The 24,258-nt window shown below is 46.0% G+C and carries 16 protein-coding genes; 12 read left to right on the top strand and 4 right to left on the bottom strand.

What is annotated here, in order from left to right; genetic code table 11:
* Positions 1-128: 128 nt before the first annotated feature.
* Positions 129-944, top strand: coding sequence for a hypothetical protein (locus OGH69_RS17155; protein ID WP_265175725.1), 816 nt, complete (start codon positions 129-131; stop codon positions 942-944).
* 128 nt (positions 945-1,072) lie between these two features.
* Here OGH69_RS17155 and OGH69_RS17150 read toward each other — a convergent pair whose 3' ends face one another.
* Entirely contained in the window at positions 1,073-2,830 is a 1,758-nt protein-coding gene (locus tag OGH69_RS17150; RefSeq protein WP_265175724.1) for a S41 family peptidase, read from the bottom strand.
* A 353-nt stretch (positions 2,831-3,183) separates the two neighbouring features.
* Between OGH69_RS17150 and pdhA the strand changes: the two genes are divergently transcribed.
* The 9 genes from pdhA (at position 3,184) to OGH69_RS17105 (ending at position 19,290) form a co-directional block, all read left to right on the top strand.
* Positions 3,184-4,185 (top strand): pyruvate dehydrogenase (acetyl-transferring) E1 component subunit alpha, encoded by a 1,002-nt coding sequence (pdhA, locus tag OGH69_RS17145; protein WP_265175723.1) that lies wholly within the window; start codon positions 3,184-3,186, stop codon positions 4,183-4,185.
* A gap of 3 nt (positions 4,186-4,188) precedes the next feature.
* Positions 4,189-5,874, top strand: coding sequence for a pyruvate dehydrogenase complex dihydrolipoamide acetyltransferase (locus OGH69_RS17140; protein WP_265175722.1), 1,686 nt, complete (start codon positions 4,189-4,191; stop codon positions 5,872-5,874).
* Between the two features lie 135 nt (positions 5,875-6,009).
* Positions 6,010-6,951 carry a M28 family peptidase gene (locus OGH69_RS17135; RefSeq protein ID WP_265175721.1) on the top strand — a complete coding sequence of 314 codons (942 nt, stop codon included), beginning with the start codon at positions 6,010-6,012 and terminating at the stop codon, positions 6,949-6,951.
* Between the two features lie 3 nt (positions 6,952-6,954).
* Complete coding sequence (locus OGH69_RS17130; RefSeq protein ID WP_265175720.1) at positions 6,955-7,848, top strand: M20/M25/M40 family metallo-hydrolase; 894 nt, start codon at positions 6,955-6,957, stop codon at positions 7,846-7,848.
* Position 7,849: 1 nt separating this feature from the next.
* Positions 7,850-8,527, top strand: a complete 678-nt coding sequence (locus tag OGH69_RS17125) for an SDR family NAD(P)-dependent oxidoreductase (RefSeq protein ID WP_265175719.1) — start codon at positions 7,850-7,852, stop codon at positions 8,525-8,527.
* 6 nt (positions 8,528-8,533) lie between these two features.
* Positions 8,534-9,130 (top strand): SprT-like domain-containing protein, encoded by a 597-nt coding sequence (locus OGH69_RS17120; protein ID WP_265175718.1) that lies wholly within the window; start codon positions 8,534-8,536, stop codon positions 9,128-9,130.
* 76 nt (positions 9,131-9,206) lie between these two features.
* Positions 9,207-10,271 carry a mannose-1-phosphate guanylyltransferase gene (locus tag OGH69_RS17115; RefSeq protein WP_265175717.1) on the top strand — a complete coding sequence of 355 codons (1,065 nt, stop codon included), beginning with the start codon at positions 9,207-9,209 and terminating at the stop codon, positions 10,269-10,271.
* A 168-nt stretch (positions 10,272-10,439) separates the two neighbouring features.
* Positions 10,440-14,696: a T9SS type B sorting domain-containing protein gene (locus OGH69_RS17110; protein WP_265175716.1), complete on the top strand. Its 4,257-nt coding sequence runs from the start codon at positions 10,440-10,442 to the stop codon at positions 14,694-14,696.
* A gap of 334 nt (positions 14,697-15,030) precedes the next feature.
* Complete coding sequence (locus OGH69_RS17105; RefSeq protein WP_265175715.1) at positions 15,031-19,290, top strand: T9SS type B sorting domain-containing protein; 4,260 nt, start codon at positions 15,031-15,033, stop codon at positions 19,288-19,290.
* A 92-nt stretch (positions 19,291-19,382) separates the two neighbouring features.
* On the opposite strand, the gene OGH69_RS17100 is transcribed toward OGH69_RS17105, so the two are convergent.
* The 3 genes from OGH69_RS17100 to OGH69_RS17090 form a co-directional block, all read right to left on the bottom strand.
* Positions 19,383-20,165 (bottom strand): ABC transporter ATP-binding protein, encoded by a 783-nt coding sequence (locus OGH69_RS17100; protein ID WP_265175714.1) that lies wholly within the window; start codon positions 20,163-20,165, stop codon positions 19,383-19,385.
* Positions 20,165-20,905 carry an MlaE family ABC transporter permease gene (locus tag OGH69_RS17095; protein WP_265175713.1) on the bottom strand — a complete coding sequence of 247 codons (741 nt, stop codon included), beginning with the start codon at positions 20,903-20,905 and terminating at the stop codon, positions 20,165-20,167. Before OGH69_RS17095 ends, OGH69_RS17100 begins: the two co-directional genes overlap by 1 nt.
* Positions 20,906-20,978: 73 nt before the next feature.
* Positions 20,979-21,833 (bottom strand): glycosyltransferase family 2 protein, encoded by an 855-nt coding sequence (locus OGH69_RS17090; protein WP_265175712.1) that lies wholly within the window; start codon positions 21,831-21,833, stop codon positions 20,979-20,981.
* 54 nt (positions 21,834-21,887) lie between these two features.
* On the opposite strand from OGH69_RS17090, the gene OGH69_RS17085 reads away from it, so the two are divergent.
* Both OGH69_RS17085 and OGH69_RS17080 read left to right on the top strand, forming a co-directional pair.
* A complete protein-coding gene (locus OGH69_RS17085) occupies positions 21,888-22,763 on the top strand; it encodes a glycosyltransferase family 2 protein (RefSeq protein WP_265175711.1) in 876 nt (291 codons plus the stop codon).
* Positions 22,763-24,232 carry a lipopolysaccharide biosynthesis protein gene (locus tag OGH69_RS17080; RefSeq protein ID WP_265175710.1) on the top strand — a complete coding sequence of 490 codons (1,470 nt, stop codon included), beginning with the start codon at positions 22,763-22,765 and terminating at the stop codon, positions 24,230-24,232. The genes OGH69_RS17085 and OGH69_RS17080 overlap by 1 nt, the downstream gene beginning before the upstream one ends.
* Positions 24,233-24,258 lie beyond the last annotated feature (26 nt).

The following is a 24,258-nucleotide window of genomic DNA, read 5'->3' as shown; positions in this document are numbered from 1 at the left end:
ATTACTTTTGATTTATTATACACACCGCAAGTTAACAAACTTGCAGAATATAGGGAGCCCGAGGGCTCCCTTATTTGTTTAAAAAATTAGAGCTGCCTCACTTTTGAGACAGCCCCTTTTTCTTTGCTATGAAAACACGATTAATATATGTATTCTTCCTGGCGGCCCTTATAATGGGCTGCAATGACAAACAGCAGGCTACAGGGGTTGAATTGAAAGAAAACAAACCGGTAATAGATTCTGTGCGTAAAGGCACGGCAGTTTATAAATGGTGGCACGATGCCTGTAACTATGAAGGAACCTATTTGGCTGCACAGTATACTCCGCATCAACTTGAAGGCACCTATTATTTATGGCATGTGACAGGCTATCTTAGTAACGCTTCGCCCTCCTTTCCCCGTGCGCTGTATGAGTTTAACCTGGAAAAGGAACTGGCTAAGCTCGATGAGGAATATGTCCAAAAAAGGGAACACCTGGAAAGGTTGGAGCTGGTACCCGGCGCAAAATGGGAGGATCTGCGCCAGTCAAGGCTCAGGGAATTAAAAGAAATATATGACTTTGTACGCGTTTCCCTTGAGGGTATTGCTTCCCCGCAAACCTTTCTGGATAATCCCTTTCATGAATATTGCACTGAGTATGCCGAAACACTTAATGCCGATGATGCCGATGTTCTTGAGGCTTGGCGGAAGCTGATCGAAAAGAGGGCAAAAAGCTATGGTTATGAAAGTATTGAGCGCTCTTACATGAGCCGTTACAATCACAATCGCAAATCTCCCGATAGTGTTGCCCATGCCCGGATAGATATTTTTCATTATGGCTGGTATGAATGTGCAGATAGCCATGTTTACCATGTTGATGAAAAAGGCCTGAAAGAAGATTTTGAAAAGCTCTTTTCTGACGTGACGAAAGATTGCCCTCCCGATAATGAAACGGATGGGATATAGAAACCTATAGAAGATTTAGGAATCCGATTCCTGAAAAACTGCTCCCGTTTGTGTTTGATAAAGGATTGTTTGTAAGCATAATATGAAGGCGTTTATGCTTTATTTTAATGTCTTCAGCAAAGTAAAGCTTAATTTTTAATGAGCCTGATCGCCTCATCCAGCAAATAATCTTTCGTGTTCAGAAGGTTTTCAGGTGTGGAGGGCATATACTTATCAATCCGTACCCCTTTGCGTTGCGCAGAGGTTCCGTTAGTGTAAAATATAGCATTTCCCGTAAAATTCATTTTGTAGCCTCCGGGGAGCATTAACATTTTTTCGTCACCATCGGCGCCTGCCGACTGTTCTCCTATGGTTATGCTTTGCGGAAAAATGTTTTGCAGGTTCATTACATTCCATTCGCTCATACTCAAAGTTTCGGGGTTTACGATAATCACTACTTTTCCGTTATAGGAACCGCCATCAGCTTTGATGTCGGGATGGTTATAGGTCTCATAGTTATTGTTCAATATGAAGGTGCCAATCTCTTTTTTATTGATCTCAAAATAATCGGCAAAACGGTTGGGATACCTGCCAAAATTCTTATAGAGGGTGAACACGAAACCACCCCAGTCGGGATAATTCCGCATATCGAGGATAATTCCTTTCTGGCGGGCCGCTATATTCATGATGCTATCCGTGGTAGTAAAGATTTTATCATCGGGCACAGTCTCTATAAACCGGAAAGTTTCCCCAATCTTGAAATAAGCAATGTCGCCGGAGATTATGTCAAGGTTCATGTCGGTCCGCTTATCAGGTACTACACTGTTAATATAGTCCGTGATCCGTTTCACGCCGGCAGCATCGCGGTTGTACACGAATTCGACAGCCTTTAATGTTTTGGAGCGGTCTCGCATAACGGTAAGTTCGAAGTCTTTTGTCTCCGATTGCCAGACAAGGTTTCTGATGTAATCTGAAAAATAATGCCGTAAGGTTGCCCGGTTTGATACGGATACCCATTTCGCTGTCCTGCTCAATAAAGCAGTAACAGGTTCACCATTAACCTCTACAATGGCATCACCTACTTTTATGTCCGCTTTAGCGCAATAATCAGGCAGTATTATTTCTGTCACAACGATCCTGTCATCAAACACAACATATTTAAAAGGAGGGAAGAAGCTGTTCCTGAAAATTTGCTCCCTGAATTTGGCCTGTTTGATGAATTTGAATGCGTGTGTATCATCAAACGCAGCAACCAGTTCCAGCAAAATTACCTCATGCTCCTGCCGCGTTTTACAAGCGACAGCTAAAGGCAGTTTTGTTTTCAGGAGGCTGTCAAAATTTTTATCCATCAGGTATTTGTGCGGAAACAGGTAATCTACTGCTCCCTGTATTTTAGCCAGGGTCAGCATACGAAATTTGTAAGGGATATTCTCCGTTACAGCAAACGGGTATTCAGGCTCGTTCGGAATGTCGGGGATATAGCGAATGTCACTAATGTAATGATGAATGCTGTCGGTGTATCGGTTTTCAAAAATTTCGACAAGTTTTTTCTTGTTGCTCTTATTGAAAAGCCTGCCCGATGTAAACCATTTTTTATCCCTGTTTTTTGTAAGCAGCTTTGCGGTGCTTTTAAAAGGCTTTTTATTTTCTGCCTTCGGTAGTTTGTCTAAAAACGAGCTTACAAAAGCATTGAATTCTTCTGTTGTTTTAATTTGGTCAACTGTGCCAATGTTTTGCAGAAATAAAGTATCCGCATTAATACTGCCGCCCGCCACAGAAGGGTGGTAGTATTTTACATAGTTCCATACCTTGAAAAAATGAATTTGGCTTTCTGCCGGCTCAATGCTTTGGGCATTGAGTAAAGAAGTTATGCTAAGTAAGATTAACAGGGCAACTGATTTTTTCATGATAGATACTGTAAAAAACAAAACTAAAATTTTAATTTCAGGTGCCCTTGGTAAATAAGTTAAAGTTGGGTTTCATTATTGGCTATCGGGCTGTATTAAATGAGGCTTTGTGGGCTCTTTTCACTCCGGGTCATAAATTTGTGAAATGTTGGTAACTCATGGTCACAATCCGTACCCGTTTGCCCGATTCTCTCTCATCATTGTTGCCTTTCAAAATTTATCAAAATACTTCCTATAAATTTTTACTTCTAAAGGGGAAATCCTATTTTTGCAATTCGCAATTTGTGTAAGGAGACTTTTTGCGGTTCCAAAAACATTTTTTACAAAATCACATTAGCAACAATAACTTAGCAATGAAAGAAATAACAAAAGAAGTTTATCTGAAGTGGTACGAGGATATGCAGTTCTGGAGAAAGTTCGAAGACAAGCTGGCAGCCCTGTACATTCAACAGAAAGTCAGAGGTTTCCTTCACTTATACAACGGCCAGGAGGCAGTGCTTGCAGGAGCGCTTCATGCCATGGACCTTTCTAAAGACAAAATGATCACTGCTTACCGTAACCACGTGCAGCCGATAGGCATGGGCGTAGACCCGAAAAGGGTTATGGCCGAGCTTTTGGGTAAAGCCACAGGTACTTCAAAAGGCCTTGGCGGCTCGATGCACATCTTCTCTAAGGAGCATGGCTTCTACGGGGGGCATGGTATCGTAGGTGCCCAGATACCTGTAGGTGCCGGTATGGCATTTGCAGACAAGTATTTTGAAACCGGCGGTGTAACCCTTACCTACTTTGGTGACGGTGCCGCACGCCAGGGATCGCTTCACGAAGCATTCAACATGGCAATGCTGTGGAAACTTCCGGTAGTATTCATTGTAGAGAACAACGGTTATGCCATGGGTACCTCGGTAGAACGTACGGCTAACCACACCGATATATGGAAATTGGGTCTTGGCTACGAAATGCCATGCGGCCCGGTTGACGGCATGAACCCTGTGAAAGTTGCCGAAGCCATGCACGAAGCCATGGAAAGGGCGCGCAGGGGCGATGGCCCAACCTTCCTTGAAATGAAAACGTACCGCTACCGTGGCCACTCAATGAGCGACGCGCAGCACTACAGGACAAAAGACGAGGTTGAGGAGTACAAGAAAATTGACCCGATCATCCAGGTGCTGGACATCATCAAAGAAAACAACTATGCTACCGACGCTGAAATTGAAGCTATCGACGAAAGGGTGAAGAACCTGGTGGAAGAATGCGAGAAATTTGCAGAGGAATCACCATACCCGGACCTTAGCGTGATGTATGACGTTGTTTACGAACAGGAAAACTATCCATTCTTACCACATAAACTACAATAAACCATGGCAAAGATCATTACAATGCCGCGCCTTAGCGACACCATGACCGAAGGTACTGTGGCTACGTGGCTAAAGAAAGTTGGCGATACAATTAAAGAAGGGGACATCCTCGCAGAGATAGAGACTGATAAGGCCACAATGGAATTTGAGGCTTTTGACGCAGGTACGCTGTTATACATAGGAGTAAACGAAGGCGAGACGGCCGCAGTTGACTCGGTACTGGCAATCATCGGAAAAGAAGGCGAGGACTATAAAACCCTTCTTGACGGTAAGGCTGCCCCTGCCGGCGACTCTGAAAAGAAAGAGGAGCCAAAACAGGAAGAAAAAACTGCTGAAAAGGCAGAAGATAAAAAAGAAGACAAGCCTGCTGAGGAAAAGAAATCGGCTCCGGCTGAACTTCCTGCAGGAGTGAAAGTGGTAACCATGCCACGCCTTAGCGATACCATGACCGATGGTACCGTGGCTACATGGCTGAAAAAAGTAGGCGACAAAGTATCTGAAGGCGATATCCTTGCTGAGATTGAAACTGACAAGGCAACAATGGAGTTTGAGTCGTTCAATGCCGGTACCTTATTGTACATTGGCGTACAGGAAGGCCAAACGGCCCCGGTTGACAGCATACTTGCCATCATTGGCCCTGAAGGTACTGATGTGAGCGGTGTTGCCGAAAACTTTGGTAAAGGCGGTGCCCCGGCTGCTGAAAGCAAAAGCGAAGACAAGCCTGCTGAAGATAAGAAAGAAGAATCTAACGAAGCGCCTAAAGCAGACGAAGCTGCCCCTGCCAATGATAACGGAAGGGTGTTTGCATCTCCGCTTGCACGCAAGATTGCCAAAGACAAAGGTGTAAGCCTTGAGCAGGTAAAAGGCAGTGGCGAGAACGGCCGCATCGTGAAGAAAGATATTGAGAATTATACGCCACAGGCTGCCCAGCCGGCACAACAGCAAGCTGCTCCTGCACAACAGGCATCAGCTCCTGCATCAGCTCCGGTTTATACCCCTGTAGGCGAGGTGGCTACCGAAGAGGTGAAAAACAACCAAATGCGCAAGACCATCGCGCGCCGTTTGGCCGAATCGAAATACAGCGCTCCGGAATACAGCCTTACCATTGAGCTTGACATGGATAACGCGATTGCGAGCCGCAATGTGATCAACGCGGTGCCGGATACCAAAGTGTCGTTCAACGACATGGTTATCAAAGCCTGCGCCATGGCGCTTCGCAAGCACCCGCAAATCAACACCCAGTGGAAGGACGATGTAACCATCTACAACAAACACATCAGCATTGGTGTTGCCGTAGCGGTAGAAGATGGCCTTGTGGTGCCTGTAGTTAAGTTTACCGACATGATGTCGCTTTCGCAAATTGGCGGTGCAGTGAAAGACCTTGCCGGCAAAGCAAGGAACAAAAAGCTGACCCCTGCTGAAATGGACGGAAGCACATTTACGGTTTCTAACTTAGGTATGTTCGGCATACAGGAGTTTACCTCTATCATCAACCAGCCGAACTCGGCAATACTTTCGGTAGGTGCCATTGTGCAGAAGCCGGTTGTGAAAAATGGCCAGATCGTTGTAGGCAATACGATGACAGTAACCCTTACCTGCGACCACCGCACGGTAGACGGCGCTACAGGGGCACAGTTCCTGCAAACGCTGAAGCAATACATAGAAAACCCGGTAACGATGCTGGCATAAGCTTCAATTGTTGCTAAATGATACTAAACCCGTCCTTTTCAGGACGGGTTTTATTTTTCCTGTATCCATTTCCTGACACAAATTTAATCCCTCGACTGCTCTTTTTTTCTTACTTTAGCTGTCAAATAGAGCATTATGAAGAAAATATTGTCCTTGCTGTGGGCATCTTTTGGGTTTGTAGCCCTTTCCTGTGCACAAAGCAAACCTTATAAAGTTGACGAAAAAAGTGTTTCTGCGACATTGCAATTCCTTACTTCAGACGAGATGAAGGGCCGCGCTCCCGGAACACCTGAAATGGACCTGGCAGCGGTTTATCTTGAAGATGTGCTGCAAAAAAACGGCATTAAGCCTTATTTTGCTACCTATCGCGATACGCTTTCCAATTATGCAAAGACGGCATATAATATTGTAGGGGTACTGGAAGGCACCGACCCTAAACTGAAAAATGAGTTTGTGGTTATCGGTGCGCATTACGACCACATAGGGGTGGCAATAGTGGCCGTTAACGGCGACGACATATTTAACGGTGCCGATGACAATGCTACGGGCACCACTACTGTTGCTGAGCTGGCAAACTATTACGGAAAGCATAAGACCAACAAACGTAGCATATTATTTTGTTTTTTCTCGGCTGAGGAGGCCGGGCTTTTGGGCAGCTACCATCTTTCGGAGAAACTTCGTGGCCAGGGCTTCAATATTTACACCATGCTGAACTTTGAAATGACAGGTGTGCCGCTTGGCGGTGAAAACCTTGCTTTCATTACCGGTTACGCGAAGAGCAACATGGCAGACAAGTTCAATGAGTATGCAGGCAAAAAGATTATCGGGTCGAATGAATTTGAGATGAAGTATCAACTTTTCAAATTTTCGGATAATTATCCGTTCTTCCTTGAATTCAATGTGCCCTCACATACGCTTAGCACTACAGAGATGAGTACTTTCCCGTTTTACCATAAGCTTGATGATGAGTTTGAGGCCATGGATACTAAACACATGACGTCATTCATCCAGCAGATGATACCGGTGGTAGAGAAGATGGTCAATGCAAAAACACAGGAAATTACACTGAAAAAGTAAATTATGCCGCACAGAGGCCTTGCATCACATCTAAAGGTAAGCGAACAGTCCGTTTATGAAGCGGTCGCCTATCTTTCTTCTGACGGATTGCAGGGCAGGAAACCCGGTACGCAGGGTATTGAGTTGGCGGCACAATACCTCGAGGGTGTGTTTTCTGATAACGGCATACTTCCTTATTTTGAGTCATACAGGGATGGTTTTTTACATAATGGCAGCCCTACCTATAACATTGTGGGACACATAGAAGGTTGTGATGAGGTGCTAAAACATGAATATGTGGTAATTGGCGCCCATTATGACCATGAAGGAGTGGTGGTTGGGGGAGGTCCTGAGCAGGATGTTGTGTATAACGGGGCCAATGACAATGCATCGGGAGTAACAGCCGTAATTGAAATAGCCAGATATTTTGCCGCAAGGAGAGATAACAAGCGCAGCCTGTTGTTCTGTTTTTTTACAGCCGAAGAAGATGGGCGAAAAGGATCCGGCCATCTTACACAAAGGCTAAAAGCGGCAAATTTTCCCATTTATGCAATGGTGAATTTTGAGATGATCGGTGTGCCGTTGGAAGATGGCACTGTGTACCTCACCGGGTTTGAACGGTCGAATATGGGTGCCTGCTTTAACAGCTATGCAGGCAAAGTGTTTTTTAAAGCGCTTGCCGCGGTACCCAACCTTGTGCTGTACTGGAATTCAGATAACTATCCGTTCAATGATGTGTTTGGGGTTCCGGCACATTCGGTTACAACCTTTAACATGGAAAATTACGGCCAGGTGCATACTATAGATGATGAAATAGGGAATTTAGACATACAACACATAACCGGGGTGATAAACGAAATGCTGCCTGTTATTGCTGCGATGGCAAGCACACAGCTTAAAGAAATTACCACTACATAAGATGAAGAAGATAATTATTACCGGGACGAGCAGGGGGATAGGCTACGCGATGGCATTGCAGTTTGCAGGGGCAGGGCACAGTGTACTGGCTGTTTCCCGTAAAATGCCAAAAGAACTGCTGGATAACCCCAATATTACCTGCCTGGCGGCCGACCTATCGGAAAGTGCCGGTGCAGAAAGCATTAAAAATTTCATTGACAGCACATGGCAGCATGCCGATATTGTGATCCATAATGCAGGGGCATTGCTCCTTAAGCCGTTTGAGCAGATAACTGCTGATGAATTTGAGTACATTTATAAAGTGAATGTTTTTGGTGTTGCCGCCCTCAACAGGGTAGTGCTGCCGTATATGAAAAAGGGCGGGCACGTGGTCACCATCAGCAGTATGGGAGGCGTACAGGGAACCGTTAAATTCAGTGGACTTTCGGCATACAGCTCGAGCAAGGGTGCGGCAACAACGCTTTCAGAACTGCTTGCAGAGGAATATAATGAGCGGGGCATTGCCTTTAACGTGTTGGCACTGGGTGCTGTAAATACCGAAATGCTTCGGGAGGCTTTCCCGGGATATGAAGCGCCGCTTTCGCCCGCGGAAATGGCTGATTATATTTATAACTTTGCCCTCACCGGGAATAAATACTATAATGGGAAGGTGCTGCAGGTTTCCTCCAGTACCCCATAGAAAAAAGTGAAAGACGTACTGGCACGCTACATACCGGAACATGCTACTGATGCAGTTTTTGAATTGATAAAACTGTACGGTGTCCATTTGAAGATAGTAAACGAGCGTGTTACGCGACATGGCGACTACCGGCGCGATGATAGCGGCTACCACCGTATTACGGTAAATGCCAGCCTGAACAAGTACCGTTTTTTGATGACGCTTATACATGAGATTGCCCACCTGGCAGCCTTTGAAAAATACGGGCGCAATATAAAGCCTCATGGGGAGGAGTGGAAGCTCACTTTCCAAAAGCTGATGGTATCCTTTATTCGGCCGGAGATATTCCCGAACCAGCTATTGCCCTTGCTGGCAAGGCACTTCAGGAACCCGAAAGCCAGCAGCGATACGGATGCTTCGCTGTCGATTGCCCTAAAGCAGTTTGATGAGGCTACTGATAAAACGTATGTGTTCCAGGTGCCCTATGGGGGCATCTTCAGGATACGTAATGGAAAAATATTCCAAAGGGGGGCGCAGCGTGTCAAACGGTTTGAATGCGTGGAGGTTAGCTCGGGGCTTACCTACCTTTTTAGTCCCAATGCCGAGGTTGAGCCACTGCCATGATGTTAAATGTTGATTAAACGCTTTTGAGATTTACATATAAATTAAAACCTTTACCCTGAAATAACCCAATCAACCGATGAACAATAATTATTATGCCATACTGATGGCGGGGGGCGTAGGCTCACGATTCTGGCCTGTGAGTACACAGCAATTCCCCAAGCAGTTCCATGACATGCTGGGCACAGGCGAAACGCTTATCCAGAAAACATTCAGCAGGCTTTCAAAACTTATCCCCGAAGAAAACATACTGATCCTTACGAATGCACTCTACAATGACCTTGTATTGGAGCAGCTACCGCAGGTAAAGCAGGAACAGGTATTGCTGGAGCCCGCTATGCGCAATACAGCGCCCTGCATATTGTACGCATCATTAAAGATACAGAAGCAAAATCCCGATGCTGTGATGGTAGTAGCCCCAAGCGACCACTGGATTGAAGACGAGCAGGCCTTTATTGATAACCTGCAAATGGCATTCGATTATGCGCAGGATAAAGATGTGCTGATGACGCTTGGCATAAAGCCAACGTTTCCCAATACAGGATATGGTTATATAGAGTATGGTACGCAGGACCAGAATCCTGTCAAAAAGGTATTCCAGTTCAGGGAGAAACCGGATTATGAGACTGCCAAAACGTTTTTGGAAAGCGGTAATTTCCTGTGGAACGGAGGTATATTCATTTGGAGCGCCAGGACGATTACCAAAGCATTCGAAAAATTCCAGCCGGTTATGTACGGCCTGTTCATGAGTGGCAGCGATAGTTACAATACGGCTGATGAAAAGGGATGGATTGAGGAAAATTATGCTGACTCTGAAAATATTTCCATTGACTATGCCGTGATGGAGAATGCGGAGAATGTATACGTTGTGCCTGCATCTTTCGACTGGAATGACCTAGGCACATGGGGTTCGCTGCATGACAAGCTGGATAAAGACGCCAATAATAATACCGTGGTAAATGCGAGGCTGTTTATTGAAAACTCGTCAAACAATATCATCAGGACCGATAAGGAAAAGATTGTGATTGTAGACGGCCTGAACGATTATATCATTGTAGATAAGGAGCGTATCCTGCTCATTTACCCCAAGGAAAAAGAACAGGAAATCAAGAAGATTACGGCGTTGGTGACGCAAAACATATAGCGTTTATTACTGAACATTATACAGCCCTGAAATCGCTTCAGGGCTTTTTTATTTCCCGGAAGTGTATTTGCTAAATGACAATTTGGCAAACTATTGTGTTAAAATTTGTAGTCTGCTGAGTAGCATATCCACGCAATGGCTATCTTTAAGACCAATAAAAAATTGCTGATGGAGAAACGATTACCTTCTGTAAAGGTGTTATTACTTGTAATGACACTCATTTTTTCATGCGAAGGCTTTGCCCAGCTCCCCGCCTTTACGCTGAATGTAACACCCACAGCACAAACCTGTCTGGGTAATGGCTCAATGGCTTTTACGGTGTCGGGTACAAACTCTTCGGCCACTATAGATTATGCAGTTTTCCTGCTGCCCAATACCACCACACCGGTTGCCATTGCTACAACACCGGCAGTGGGGGGGCTTGTAGCTGGCAATTACCTGGTGGTGGCCACACAATCGCTGGCAGGGGAATCTAACACGGCTACAGCCAATGTTACTATAACCAATAGCATAGTGCCACTGGCTTACAACCTTACGCCAACTATGGTTCGTTGTGGCAACGATGGGGTTATTACTGTAAATATCACAAACGGGGTTGGGGCGCTGTATGAAATTATATCAGGCCCTGTAGTCGTTCCGCCACAGGCTTCTAACGTGCTTACAGGGCTTCCTGTAGGTACTTACCAGGTTCGTGTGTACGATAACTGTGGTGAGGCCAATGTAACATCCGTCCAGCTTATCCAGCTCAATACCGGGCTTAGCATATCTTCAGCAGCTATTCAGTCGGGGATGCTGCCGGCCTGTAACCTTATCAATGTTAGTCATAATGTGCAGGTTACCGGGCTTAATCTTATTGTGTTTTATCCGCTTACATGTGAGTTTACCATATATCCGCCTGGTGGCGGTACCCCGGCGGTAGTAACCACCCAGGTTAACAGCGGGCCTTTTAACGGTGTCGCTGTCTTAGGTCAAATACCATTTTACCACGGACAGCAGTATACATATAACCTCAAGGTTACCGATGCCTGCGGCAATGTGTATAATCGCAATAATGTCATTGTAAACAGGTCGATATCCGTAAGTGTAGAGCAGGCTGCCATCAATTGCGGTGATAATGCCTTTAGTATCTTGCCCGCCTATTTTGTGTTGCCTGTAACCATTAATTTCACGCAGGCTCCTGCAGGGTTCGATCCTGTAAACTTCAATCCGGGCCATCCGACTTTTAATGCTGTCCCTGTTTCTTACGGAAACACAATGCTTAACCCTGTCCCAATAGGGCATTATGAATTTATACTTACAGATGCCTGCGGCCACAGCGTTACGCACAGTTTTGATACTATACCCGTTGAAGTGGTTCCGCAGCTTACCGCCCAATTGTATACCTGCGATACCGAAGGATATTTTGGGATCGAAATGATCGACAGGGATATCGTCTCGGTGGTGATCATTGAGGCGCCTGAATCGTATCCCAATCCGCTCGAGGATGATGTTTCGGAATTCATAACACCGGACGGCGGCTTCCTTATGGGCAATATCCCGATGGGTGATTATGAAATTGTAGTTACCGACTCCTGCGGAGACGAGCACGAAATGTCTTTTAGCCTTGAGCCGCCGGTACTCACGCTTTCGGTATCCCAAAACCCGGGCTGTGAGGAAGGATATGGTTCGGTACGCATTACCTCGGGAGGCTCTCCAATAGGTACTGTACAGATAATCGATGCCCCGGACGATTTCGTAGGGACGCTCCCGCTGAACGTAACAGGCAATATTGCAGTTAACGGCCGCTTTTACATGAATTCACTTATTGAGGGCGAGTATGTGTTCAGGGTAACCGATGATTGCAACGGAATGGCAGACCTGCCGGTAAGTGTTGAGGGCTACCACATCCAACAGCAGGAAATTCACATTACGCCCACCTGTTCATCCTTCAATTTGGAGCTACACCACACAAGCAATGGTGATAATTTCCAGACGTTTTATTTGCAGCGCTATAACGAAGCGGAGGGTACCTGGGAACACCCTGTTAGCGGCGACAATTATACTGAAGGTTCTACACCCAATACTACCAATTCCTACCTTCTCAATAATAATGCAGATAACATCAACATCCAGTCGCTAGGCCAGTTCAGGATCATAAAGCTGTTTTATGTTTGGGGCAACGGCAGCTCTGCCAATTTCCGGTGCCTTGACATCATAGAAGAGTTCATGTTCGATGGAGCGCCTGTTATTATCGATGCTTACAGCTTTCCGTGTGCCGGCGGGCTCACCGAAGTGATTGTCGTGGGCGAAGGTGTACCGCCGCTTACCTATAAGATCACTACAAAAAATGGTGAACCGTTTTTGGTAGACAATGGCACCTCCAGCCATTTTTCGGGTTTGGAGCCAGCTACCTATAATTTCCAGGTAGCTGATTATTGCGGCAACCTGCGTAACATACAATTTGATATCAACGCGCTTGACCCGATTGAGCTTACTGCGCAGGGATTCTGCGAGGGCGAGGCAAGTTCGCTGTCGGTTGATGAGTTTTCATTCCTTACCTATGAATGGTGGGAAGAAAGCAACCCCGAAATCATACTGAGCACTTCGGGCACGCTTAGCTTTCCGTCATATAATTCGGCAACGCAGTCAGGCACCTACTATGTAAGCATTTCTTCTCCAATTGTAGGCTCGTGCATCAACCAATTGCTTTCATACGAAGCCGCACCGAACACATTGCCGCAGGCAGGTCCTGATAACAGCATCATTCAGTGTAACATTAATGTCGCGCTGAATCTTGAAAACTACCTCACCCAGCCCTACGACCAGGGGGGCACATGGGAGGATTTGGATAATGCTGGAACTCTGTCAGGGAGCCTTTTCACTATAGGGGCACTGCCTGAAGGGACTTATCATTTTGCTTACAAGGTAAGTACAGCCTGTAGGGGGGAAGATACAGCCATTATTACAATCGAATTGAGGGATGCTCCCGATATGCCTGTAATATCGGTCACCAACCCTGTATGCGAAGGCAGTCCTGTTCAGCTTTCGACAGCAGCTGTACCCGGCGCATCCTACCTTTGGACCGGCCCGGACAACTTTACTTCTACTGACCAAAACCCAATCATTGCCAGTCCGGCTTTGGTTAATGCAGGGACTTATTCGCTTACCGTTACGGTAAACAACTGCGCATCACCAACAGCCACGCAGGATGTTGTGGTGAACCCGCTGCCATTGGCAGGGCCTGATGCTGCGCTATCATTTTGTAATGATGGGCAGCAGCTGGATCTTAATGACTATCTTTCTGTGCCTTTTGTTCCGGGTGGTATATGGGAAGATACGGATAACACCGGCGCATTGGCAGGCAGTAGCTTTACTACTGCGGCGATGGCAGGAGGCACATATCATTTTACTTACAGGGTTTCCAATGCCTGCGGGCAGGATGATGCTGTAATTACTATCGAGTTGAAGGAAAGGCCGTCAGCTCCTGTAATCACCCCTTTAGCTCCCGCCTGCGAGGGGAGCAGTGTACAGATGCTGGCAGCAGGTGTTGCCGGGGCATCCTACCAATGGTCGGGCCCGGGCAGTTTTGCCTCTACCGAACAAAATCCTGTATTATCTAACATTTCAACCGCCCAAGGGGGGACATATTCATTGATAATAACGGTTAACGGCTGTGCATCGCCACCATCCGTCGTGAATATAACTGTTAATCCGCTTCCTGAGTTTACCATTGGCGGCACGCCTTCTTTTTGCGAAGGGCAAAGCACGGTAATTTCGGTTGAACCGGATAATTTTCCTGAAAACGGCGTTGCTTATGCGTGGTACCATGACGGCGAATTGCTGGCAGGTATTGACCAAAGCGCCATAGAAGTTTTTGAGCCGGGTATTTATAACGTAGAAGTAACACGAAATGGGTGTACCGCATCACAGGAAATTTCTGTAACCCGGGCTACCGGATTATTTACGGTGGAACTTGACGCCGGATGCCGGAATAACGAGTATGTGATTACCATTGCCAACATTGGTGATATAAATGGTGCAGATTTTGTTTGGACCGGGCCCGATGGCTATCACCATATTGGCGGGGAAGCCATAATAACCAACCTTTCTTCCGGTGAATATTTTGTAACCGTGACCAATGCTGAAGGTTGTGCTGAAAATGCCTCAATAATTGTGGATAATACTACCTGTTTTATACCGAGGGGTATATCGCCTAATGGTGACAGCTATAATAATTCGTTCGATCTTTCCAATCTTGATGTAAAGCACATTAAGATATTCAACCGTTATGGCCTGGAAGTCTACGAAAAGGACAATTACCTGAATGAATGGCACGGCCAGTCACATCGCGGGGAATTGCCTACGGGAACGTATTATTATGTCCTTACTTTATCAGCGGGCAAAAGGGTGACAGGGTGGGTATATTTGCAGCGACAGGTAAATTAATACAATTTTACGCAACCTTTTTATTTGTTCCGGGACTGTGAGTAATATGGCCCGGTTAAATCTTTATGTATAATTGTTTGAGAAATTTAACAGGGTTAATGTTTTTATAATCAGAATTTTAAGATTTATTCGCAGGAATATTTATGTTAAAGTTGAATTTTGAGGTATGATTTTCTGCTTATGAGCTGTTATACAATCGTGTGGCCCTTCCCGTTTCTTTCGGGTAGAGGGCAATTGGCCATTTATAGAGGGCCGGTCGGCGCATTTCCGGGGAAACAAAAGGAATTCATGATTCCTTGAAAAATAAAAAAACCACAGTTAAAACCACCAATTTATGAAGCAACAATTATGCATTAAACTATTCCTGCTGTTTTCCCTGTTTACAGGGTTTGGCGCTTTCGCCCAGCTGGATCCCTTTACGCTGACGGTTACGCCCACGCCCCAAACCTGTTTGGGTAACGGTGCGTTGTCTTTTACAGTTACCGATATTGCTGCGGGTGCTGTAATGGGATATGAAGTATACCTTTTACCCAATACCACCACGCCCGTGGCCACAGTAAGTACCGGTACCGTTGGCAGCCTTGTAGCGGGCGATTACCTTATTATTGCTACACAATCTGTAGGTGCATTGTCCAACACGGCAACGGCCAATGTAACTATAACCAACCTTGTACAAACGTTAACTTATGGTGTAACCCTTACCCATGTACGTTGTCCGGGTGATGGTAAAGTCACGGTAAATATGACTTCCGGGACCGCAGCGACTTACCAGCTTGTGTCGGGTCCGGTTACTACTGCCCCTCAGGCATCAAACGCGTTTAATAATCTTCCTGTAGGAACTTATAACGTAAGGGTGGTAGACGTATGTGGTAATGCTGTGGTAGTTACCGTACAGCTTAACCAGACGCCTACCAGTGTGATCATGGATCCGCCTACAATCGCTTCGGCAGTATTGCCCAGTTGTAATACAATAACTGTCGATCATTTTTTTGCCACTGTAACAGGGAACCAGATATTCTTCCCGCTTACCTTTGAATTTACAGTATTCCCTCCGGGAGGCGGTGCACCTACAGTAGTGACGCAGACTGTTGCAACGGGGAATAACCTGAATAATAACGTCGTGGCAACCATACCATTTTACCACGCACAGCAATATACATACAATCTGAAAGTTACCGATGCCTGTGGCAATGTGTTTACAAGGAACGGTAATACGATTGACCAGGAGTTTGATTTTCAGGCACAGCCGCAAAATGAAAGCTGCGGCAATTATTTTATAAAGCTGACGCCCTCTATTTATGTAGCTCCATATACAGTAAACTTTTTAAATGCCCCTGCCGGCTTCAACCCTTCCGCGTTCAATCCTGCACACCCTACACATAGCGGTGCTTTTGTTAATTATGGTTCAGACGCTAATCCTGTACCATTTGGGAGCTATGAAATTCAGATAACCGATGCCTGCGGCCATACGGCAACCCAAATACTTGATATAACAGATGGGGCAACCCCAACTGTACAGACTGAAATAGAGGGAACCACCTGTCTTGGACAGGTAAATATTACATTGGGAACAAGGAATATTGCTTCGGTGGTGATGACGTCAGCGCCCCAGGCGTATATTGACAGTATTGCACCGGACGTGCTGCCTGACGATGTATCGCAATACATAATTCCCGGCACCGGATTTATAATGGGTAACCTGCCCTTAGGAACCTACGTATTCGTAATAATCGACGAGTGTGGCGATGAATATACCGAAACGGCCATCATTGCGCCATCTGGCGATGACCTGCTGCTTACGGAAAACCAGCGACCCGGTTGTGCGGTTGGCGAAGGTTCGGTACGCCTGGGTGCTGCCGATAACGCACTGGTTTCGGTAATGATTACCCAGGGGCCTGCGGGATTTACTGTTCCGCAAAATGTTTCGGCCAACATAGCCACAGATGGCGACTTTTACATGAACTCCCTGCCTGCCGGCACCTATGTGTTTGAAACGGTAGACAACTGTGGTACGGCAAGACAAAAAACAGTAACGATACAAGGTTACCAGGTAGTGAATAATACCGTAAATGTTCAGCCTAATTGCGGGTCGTTTAATATACAGCTGCAGTTTGCCAGTAACGGGTCGAACCTGCAGTCCTTCTGGCTTCAAAAATATAACGAAGTGACCGGTACCTGGGGTCATCCGGGGTCGGGTAACCCTTATACTGAAGGTACTCTGCCAACAGCAGGGAACTCGCTTTTGCTTACTAATAACACAAGCAACAATACCCTTATTTACACTGGTGAATTCAGGATTGTAAGGGCTTTCCACGTCTACAGTAATGGTTCCACTACTAACTTCCGGTGCCTTGAAATCATCGATACCTTCGAATTTGGAGGTGTTCCGGTAATCGAAGGTGCTTATAACTTCCCGTGTGCCAACAATACTTCGGAAGTGATTATTGATGCTACGGGTGTTGCGCCATTGCATTACGAGATTACCACAATGGACAACGATCCTTTCCCGGTTGATAACGGTACATCGAACCTGTTCTCAAACCTGGAACCCGGTACTTATAACTTCATGGTTACCGATGTTTGTGGCAACTCTGTAAACATCCAGATAGATATCAATAACCTTGACCCTATCGAAATTGTAGCTGATGGCTTCTGTGAGGGGCAGGACAGCTCGCTTTCGGTACAGAATTTTACTTTCCTGGATTATGAATGGTATAAAGACGGCGCGCCGGGAACCATACTGGGTACAACCAATGTGCTTGACTTCCCAGCTTTTGAAGCATCAGAGGCCGGCACCTATTATGTTACCATCTCATCTGATAATCCGGGGTCGTGCATCAACCAGACCCTCGAATATACAATAGTGCCTAACGTAATGCCGAATGCAGGCGATAACAACAACGATTCGTTCTGTAATACGGGTACATCCATCAATCTTGAGGACTACCTGAGCACACCACACGACGCCGGCGGTACATGGGCCGATGTTGACGGCTCGGGGGCGCTTACAGGTACAGTATTCAACACTACCGGTGTAGCCCAGGGTACCTACCAGTTTACTTATACAGTTACCAGTTCATGCGGAGTGGATGATGTAGCCATCATCAGCATCCAGCTCAAAGATGTTCCAAACGCTCCCGTGCTTACTCCTGTAGCCGGACTTTGTGAAGGAGACAACATCCAGCTTATGGCTGATGCAGTCCCGGGTGCGGCATATGCGTGGACCGGCCCGAATAATTTTACATCAACATTGCAAAACCCTGTAATCACTAATGCAGTGGTAGGGAATAGTGGCAATTATACATTAGTTGTGACAGTTAATGGCTGTTCATCTCCTGCCTCTACCGTGGCAGTACAGGTAGGCGCCACTCCTGATGCCGGTGCTGATAACAGTATTTCACTATGTAATGACGGGCAGTCTGTCAATCTTGCCGACCTGCTTTCTGCAACAGCAGATACTAATGGGGTATGGACAGATACGAGCGGCACCGGAGCACTGGCAGGAAACACCTTTAATGCTGTGGGTGTTGCCCCGGGAACCTACCAGTTTACTTATACCGCCTCCGGCTGTGGGCCCGACGATACGGCCGTGATAACCATTGAGCTTAAAAACAGGCCCGGTGCACCGTTGCTGGGCGCTGTTGCCCCGGTTTGTGAAGGTTTGGATGTACAGCTTTCGGCCGATGCCGTGCCGGGTGCTACCTATGCATGGACGGGGCCTAACGGATTTACATCTGCAGTTCAAAACCCTCTTATAAATGCAATTGCATTGACCAATGCGGGAGACTATTCACTTACAGTAACAGTTGATGGGTGTGAATCGCCCGCGGCTACTGTTGCAGTAGTTGTAAATCCTGTTCCTCAGTTCGCATTCGATGGTAATACTGCCATTTGCGAAGGCCAAACCACCGAAATATCGGTTGAGCCGGGCAACTTCAGCACCAACGATGCCGGATATACCTACACCTGGTATGTGGATGGGGTAATCGATCCGGCCCTGACATCCTGGGCGATAGAAATATCTGAGCCGGGAGACTATGAGGTTGAGGTGGATAACGGCTTCTGTACCACAACGCATGCTATAGAGGTAACCCGCAATACCAATGCATTTGCCATTACACTCGAAGACGGGTGCATCGACTTTAATTATATCATATCCATCGTAAATATCAACGAAATCCCGGGTGCTACCTTCGAATGGACAGGCCCGGACAACTACAGTGCTTTCGGAGAGTTTGCCAACATTACAGGATTAGAGAGCGGCGACTATTCGGTAACCGTGACCAATGCTGATGGCTGCAGCGCCCAGGCTACCGTGACGGTGGATAACACCAACTGCTTCATTCCACGAGGCATATCGCCAAACAATGATGAGTATAACCAAAGTTTCGACCTGAGCAATCTTGATGTGCGCGACCTGATGGTGTTTAACCGTTACGGGCAAAAAGTATATGAAAAAGAGAATTATAAAGATGAGTGGTATGGCCAGTCGGATAAGGGCGAACTGCCCACCGGCACTTACTACTATGTGGTTACGCTGTCCGCAGGGAAACAGGTAACCGGATGGGTTTACCTTCAGAGAGAGGTAAACTAAAGAACTAAGGCCCGCTCTTTTAAAAGCGGGCCTTATTATTAAACTCTAATTATATTTTTATTAAGCAGGCACAGTCAGTAAACTCACATTGCTTATTTATTGTCCTCCTCTTCGCTTTCTGCAAGCAGGCTTTCACGCACTTTCTTGAAAAGGTCCGATGAATATACAAATTCTACAATGGATTTATTCCGGGTTTCAAGTATCTGCTCATTATTTCCTTCCCATTCCTTGATGCCGTTTTTCAGGAAAACAATCTTTTCGCCAATCTGCAATACTGAGTTCATGTCGTGCGTATTGATAACAGTTGTAATTTCATATTCCTTGGTGATTTCCTGGATCAGCTCATCGATCAGGATAGAGGTTTCCGGGTCAAGTCCGGAGTTAGGCTCATCGCAAAACAGGTACTTAGGGTTGTTTACTATGGCGCGGGCAATGGCCACCCTTTTCTGCATACCACCGGAAATTTCATTAGGAAACTTCTTGTTGGCATCCTTCAGGTTTACGCGCTCCAAAACTTCGTTAACACGCTCTCTTACTTCGCGGCTTCGTTTTTTGGTAAACATCTTCAGCGGGAAGCCTACGTTGTCCTCAACATTCATGGAGTCGAACAGCGCGCTGCCCTGGAATACCATTCCTATTTCGGTACGAAGCGTCCTCTTTTCATCGGGGGTGAGTTCAGAATAAATCCTGCCGTCAAATGATATGGTGCCTGAGTCCGGGGCGTGTATCCCCAGCAGCGTTTTCAGCATAACCGTTTTACCCGATCCGCTTCGGCCAATGATGAGGTTGGTCTTGCCGGTCTCAAAAGTGGTCGATATCCCTTTCAGGATCTTTGCTTCTCCAAAAGATTTTTCTATGTTTTTTATCTCTATCATTAGCTCAGCATTAGTTGGGTTAGAATATAATTTACCAGGATAATGGTAACGCTGGTCCAAACGAAAGATGTTGTACTGGCTTTTCCTACTTCGAGCGCGCCACCCTTCATATAAAACCCATGGAATGATGGCACTGTTGCCAGAATCATCCCGAAAAGGAACGTTTTGAAGAATGCGTAAAACACATGGTAGGGGATAAAGTCCGTCTGCATGCCCTGTACAAACTCATCGCTTCCAATAAACCCTCCGTAAACCCCGGCTACATAGCCCCCGAGTATACCCAGGAACATTGATAGTGCAATTACAAACGGGTAGAGTATAAATGCCACAATTTTTGGGAACACAAGATAGTTCAACGAATTAACGCCCATTACTTCAAGGGCGTCGATTTGTTCGGTAACCCTCATTGTTCCTATACTCGAAGTGATATATGATCCTGCACGCCCTGCCATTATTATCGAAATAAATGTAGGTGCAAACTCAAGGATCACCGACTGCCTTGTGGCAAATGCGATAAGCATTTTCGGGATGAGCGGGTTGGTGAGGTTAAGCGCGGTCTGGATGGCAACAACCGCCCCGATAAAGAACGAGATGAATGCGACAATGCCCAATGATCCTATAATTAGGTCGTCGACTTCTTTAAGGATCAGGGGCTTCATTACCTTTGACTTTGTCATCTTGGTAAAAACCTCTTTCAGCATAAGGAAGTATCGGCCTATCTGGTGTAATGCTCTAATCATTTATGTGGAAAATAATGGCTAAAGTACCACATTACAGCCATTATTCCTTATCAGTTAATAGTTTTTTAATACTTTACTTATTAAAAAGCTTCGCCTTCATTTTGTCCCACCGATATGCACGGACAAATTTTGCCTGATCCGCATTCACCAGCATTGTTGCGCCTTTGGCTTTAGCTTTCATGTATCCGTTGATATAGTCAATGAAAAGCAGCGGTTTTTTTTTGCGCATTGCCAGCTTTGCTCCGGCTATGGCAGTAATAAGAAAACCGTAACCCAGTGTATAAAAAGCCTCGCCCTGTTTGTAGCGGGCAGCTCTGTCGTAATTAGACCCGGTGGGTTTCAGGTGCTTTACTATCAGTGTTTCGAGTGTGATCACTTCCCAGCCGTAGTATTTGGATAACAATTCATCGACAGTGTCCCATCCCATCGCTGGGCGCAGTTTTCCAATCTGTAAAAAGCATTCCTTGCGATACGCTTTGAATGCGCCACGGATATGGTCTTTATCCGTAAGGCTTTCAAGTACCCAGTTGCCGTCCTTTTCAATGTAAGCAAACCCACCGGCCATACCGGCTTTGGGGTTGGACCGGAAAACATCCAGTATTTCTTTAAAATAGTTGGGGGGCAGGATAAGGTCGGCATCCAGCTTTACAATTACGTCATAACCATCATCCACAGCTTCATATCCCGAGTTAAAGGCCTGTATTACCTTACTTCCCGGAAGGTGTACGGTATCCGACTTTTTGTTTACCAGTGACAGCCAGGGATGTTTAGCAGCAAATTCACTTACAATGGTCGCAGTAGCATCAGTAGAATTATCGTTTACCACAATGGCTTTGGCAGGCAAAAAGGTTTGTGAGGCCAGTGATTCGAGCATTGTCCCGATGAAAGCTGCTTCGTTGTAAGCCGGTATGATGACGTAATATTTCATTTTGTGGCTAAATAGGTGCAAATATCCTTATTTTTGTGGGAAGAAAAGAAAACATTGGATAAAAAGGTTTTTGTAATCATTGTTACCTACAACGGCGCAAGGTGGATCGATAAAAATATCGCTTCGCTGCTTGCCTCGTCCTATCCGGTGAGCATCATTGCCATCGATAATGATTCAACCGATAATTCTGTGGCCCTTCTCGAAAAATACCCGCAGGTACAATTGGTAAAGTCGCCCGAAAACCTGGGTTTTGGCAAGGCCAATAACATAGGTATGCAAATGGCGCTGGAGCAGGGGGGAGATTATCTTTTCCTGCTTAACCAGGATGCCTGGGTGTTTGACGATACGATTGGCAGGCTCGTAGATGTAATGGAAATGGGGATGCAAAAAACAGGTATTGCCAGCCCTACGCATTACATCGCCGATGGGCAAACTTTAGACGCTAATTTTAAAACCTACCTCAAACGCTCTAAACCATTAAAACAAGAGGGGCTCTTTACTGCAAACTTCGTCAATGCCGCAGCCTGGATGCTCAGCCGGGAATGCGTGCAGGGTGTAGGGTTTTTCGAACCGCTCTTCGGGCACTATGGAGAGGATCGCAACTATTGTGACCGTGTGCTTTATCACGGTTTTTTAATGTTGATTGATAGAAATGCAGGAATAGTACACGATCGCGTCATTACCCGCAACTTCAAAAAGGACATTACCCAAAGCCAATACAAAATACTGGCCACGCTCATCGACCCTAACCGCAGCCTGCCGGGTGCGTATTTGCAGGGATTGAAAGAGGCGCTGGGTCTTCCGAAATATTTCTCTAAATTTTACAGCAGGGCAGAGGCGAGGCAAATGGCGAAAGCCCTGTTAGGCTATTACTGGGGTTTCATTATAAAACCGGGGCAGGTCACCGCCGCCCGCAAACGTGCCAAATAATGGAGAAGCAACAGGCAGCGCCGATGAAGCAGGTGGTGTGGTTTGCCATCATTAACTACCTTGGTACGGGAATAGGGGTGGTGTCATCGCTGCTTATATACCCTAAAAATTATGAGTTTCAGGGAACTGTCCGCTATATAGACAGCATATCGCAACTGCTGTTCCCAATCATGGTATTGGGCGCCAGCCAGTCGCTTATCAAATTTTACCCGGCTCTCACTGAACAGCGGCAAAAGCAGCTTTTTAGTTATAGCGTCTTCTCGGTATTCGCGGTAAGCGTTTTGGTTTTTGCAGGTATATTGTTGTATGAAAACTTTGGGAGTCCCGAATTTAAAGGGCTGGTATATTTTGCTTTTCCGATAGCTGTGGCATTGGCTTTTGTTGAACTGTTCAAGAAACAATTGCAGGATTTGCAAAAGATTGCCGTGCCCGCCATGTTTGAAAAAATCATTCCCAAAATTGTGCTTCCGGCGGCATTTCTTCTGCTCCTGTATAAAGGCATTTCCCGCAATGAGGCGCTTTGGCTTTATATGAGCGGCTTTCTCCTTATTTTAGTACTTACATCGGTATATCTTTTTAAAAAGTACAGGCCGGGCTTCAATTACCGTTTTAAAACGCTTTTTGGGGAGATTTCACGTAAGGAATATTTCCGGTATAGCCTGTATTCACTGGCCGGAAGCCTGGGCTCGTTGCTGGCATTCCGCATTGACGGGCTTATAATACCCAATATGATTTCGCTGGAGGCTAATGGCGTATTCAGCAATGGGGCTATGCTTGCCACTACATTGCAAATACCCGCCGTAGGAATGTTCGCACTCTACGCGCCCATCATTTCCAATTACCTGCGCAGCCACAACATGGGTGACCTGAATGTGAAATACAAAGAAATTGCCCGCCTGCTTTTTTTTATAGGGGCAGTGCTGTATGGCTGCATCATCATTGGGCTGGATGACCTGTTCCGCCTGATGCCCGACTACACTAAGCTGCAGCCCACCATCCCAATAATTGAAATTCTTGGCTTCAGCGTACTCATCAACATGGCTACAGGCTTCAATGGCGAGATAATCACCTATTCCAAATATTACCGTTTCAACCTGGTAGCTGTGTTGCTGCTCATTGTACTTAACGTGTCGCTTAACATTTGGTTTATCGGCGGGGGCTATGGCATTGTGGGAGTGGCATGGGCTTCGTTCATCAGCATGACCCTTTTCAACATCAGCAAGCTTATTTTCATTTACAAAAAGTTCGGCTTGCTGCCTTTCGATAAAAAATTCCTGCAAATGGGCATTGTTTTCGCCGTTACCGGTATAGCGGTGTACTTCCTTCCGTCCCACGCCTCACATCTTGTAACGCTTACTTATAAAACGTTGCTTTACATGGCAGGCACCATAATTATTATTTATAAATTCAGAATGGTTTACCAGGTAAATGCCACTATAGATAAGGTCTTGGCTAAAATAAAGCGATAGGTTTTAAGACCGAAGGCTTAATTCTC

It is taken from the genome of Flavobacterium sp. MFBS3-15 (assembly GCF_026107645.2).
In the GTDB taxonomy this organism is placed as follows: Bacteria; Bacteroidota; Bacteroidia; order Flavobacteriales; family Flavobacteriaceae; genus Flavobacterium.
This window is presented reverse-complemented; position numbering and strand designations above follow the sequence as displayed.

Coding starts and splice junctions, on each gene's coding strand:
- OGH69_RS17155 (WP_265175725.1), top strand. CDS start 129: ATGAAAACACGATTAATATATGTATTCTTCCTGGCGGCCCTTATAATG.
- OGH69_RS17150 (WP_265175724.1), bottom strand. CDS start 2,830: ATGAAAAAATCAGTTGCCCTGTTAATCTTACTTAGCATAACTTCTTTA.
- pdhA (WP_265175723.1), top strand. CDS start 3,184: ATGAAAGAAATAACAAAAGAAGTTTATCTGAAGTGGTACGAGGATATG.
- OGH69_RS17140 (WP_265175722.1), top strand. CDS start 4,189: ATGGCAAAGATCATTACAATGCCGCGCCTTAGCGACACCATGACCGAA.
- OGH69_RS17135 (WP_265175721.1), top strand. CDS start 6,010: ATGAAGAAAATATTGTCCTTGCTGTGGGCATCTTTTGGGTTTGTAGCC.
- OGH69_RS17130 (WP_265175720.1), top strand. CDS start 6,955: ATGCCGCACAGAGGCCTTGCATCACATCTAAAGGTAAGCGAACAGTCC.
- OGH69_RS17125 (WP_265175719.1), top strand. CDS start 7,850: ATGAAGAAGATAATTATTACCGGGACGAGCAGGGGGATAGGCTACGCG.
- OGH69_RS17115 (WP_265175717.1), top strand. CDS start 9,207: ATGAACAATAATTATTATGCCATACTGATGGCGGGGGGCGTAGGCTCA.
- OGH69_RS17110 (WP_265175716.1), top strand. CDS start 10,440: ATGGAGAAACGATTACCTTCTGTAAAGGTGTTATTACTTGTAATGACA.
- OGH69_RS17105 (WP_265175715.1), top strand. CDS start 15,031: ATGAAGCAACAATTATGCATTAAACTATTCCTGCTGTTTTCCCTGTTT.
- OGH69_RS17100 (WP_265175714.1), bottom strand. CDS start 20,165: ATGATAGAGATAAAAAACATAGAAAAATCTTTTGGAGAAGCAAAGATC.
- OGH69_RS17095 (WP_265175713.1), bottom strand. CDS start 20,905: ATGATTAGAGCATTACACCAGATAGGCCGATACTTCCTTATGCTGAAA.
- OGH69_RS17090 (WP_265175712.1), bottom strand. CDS start 21,833: ATGAAATATTACGTCATCATACCGGCTTACAACGAAGCAGCTTTCATC.
- OGH69_RS17080 (WP_265175710.1), top strand. CDS start 22,763: ATGGAGAAGCAACAGGCAGCGCCGATGAAGCAGGTGGTGTGGTTTGCC.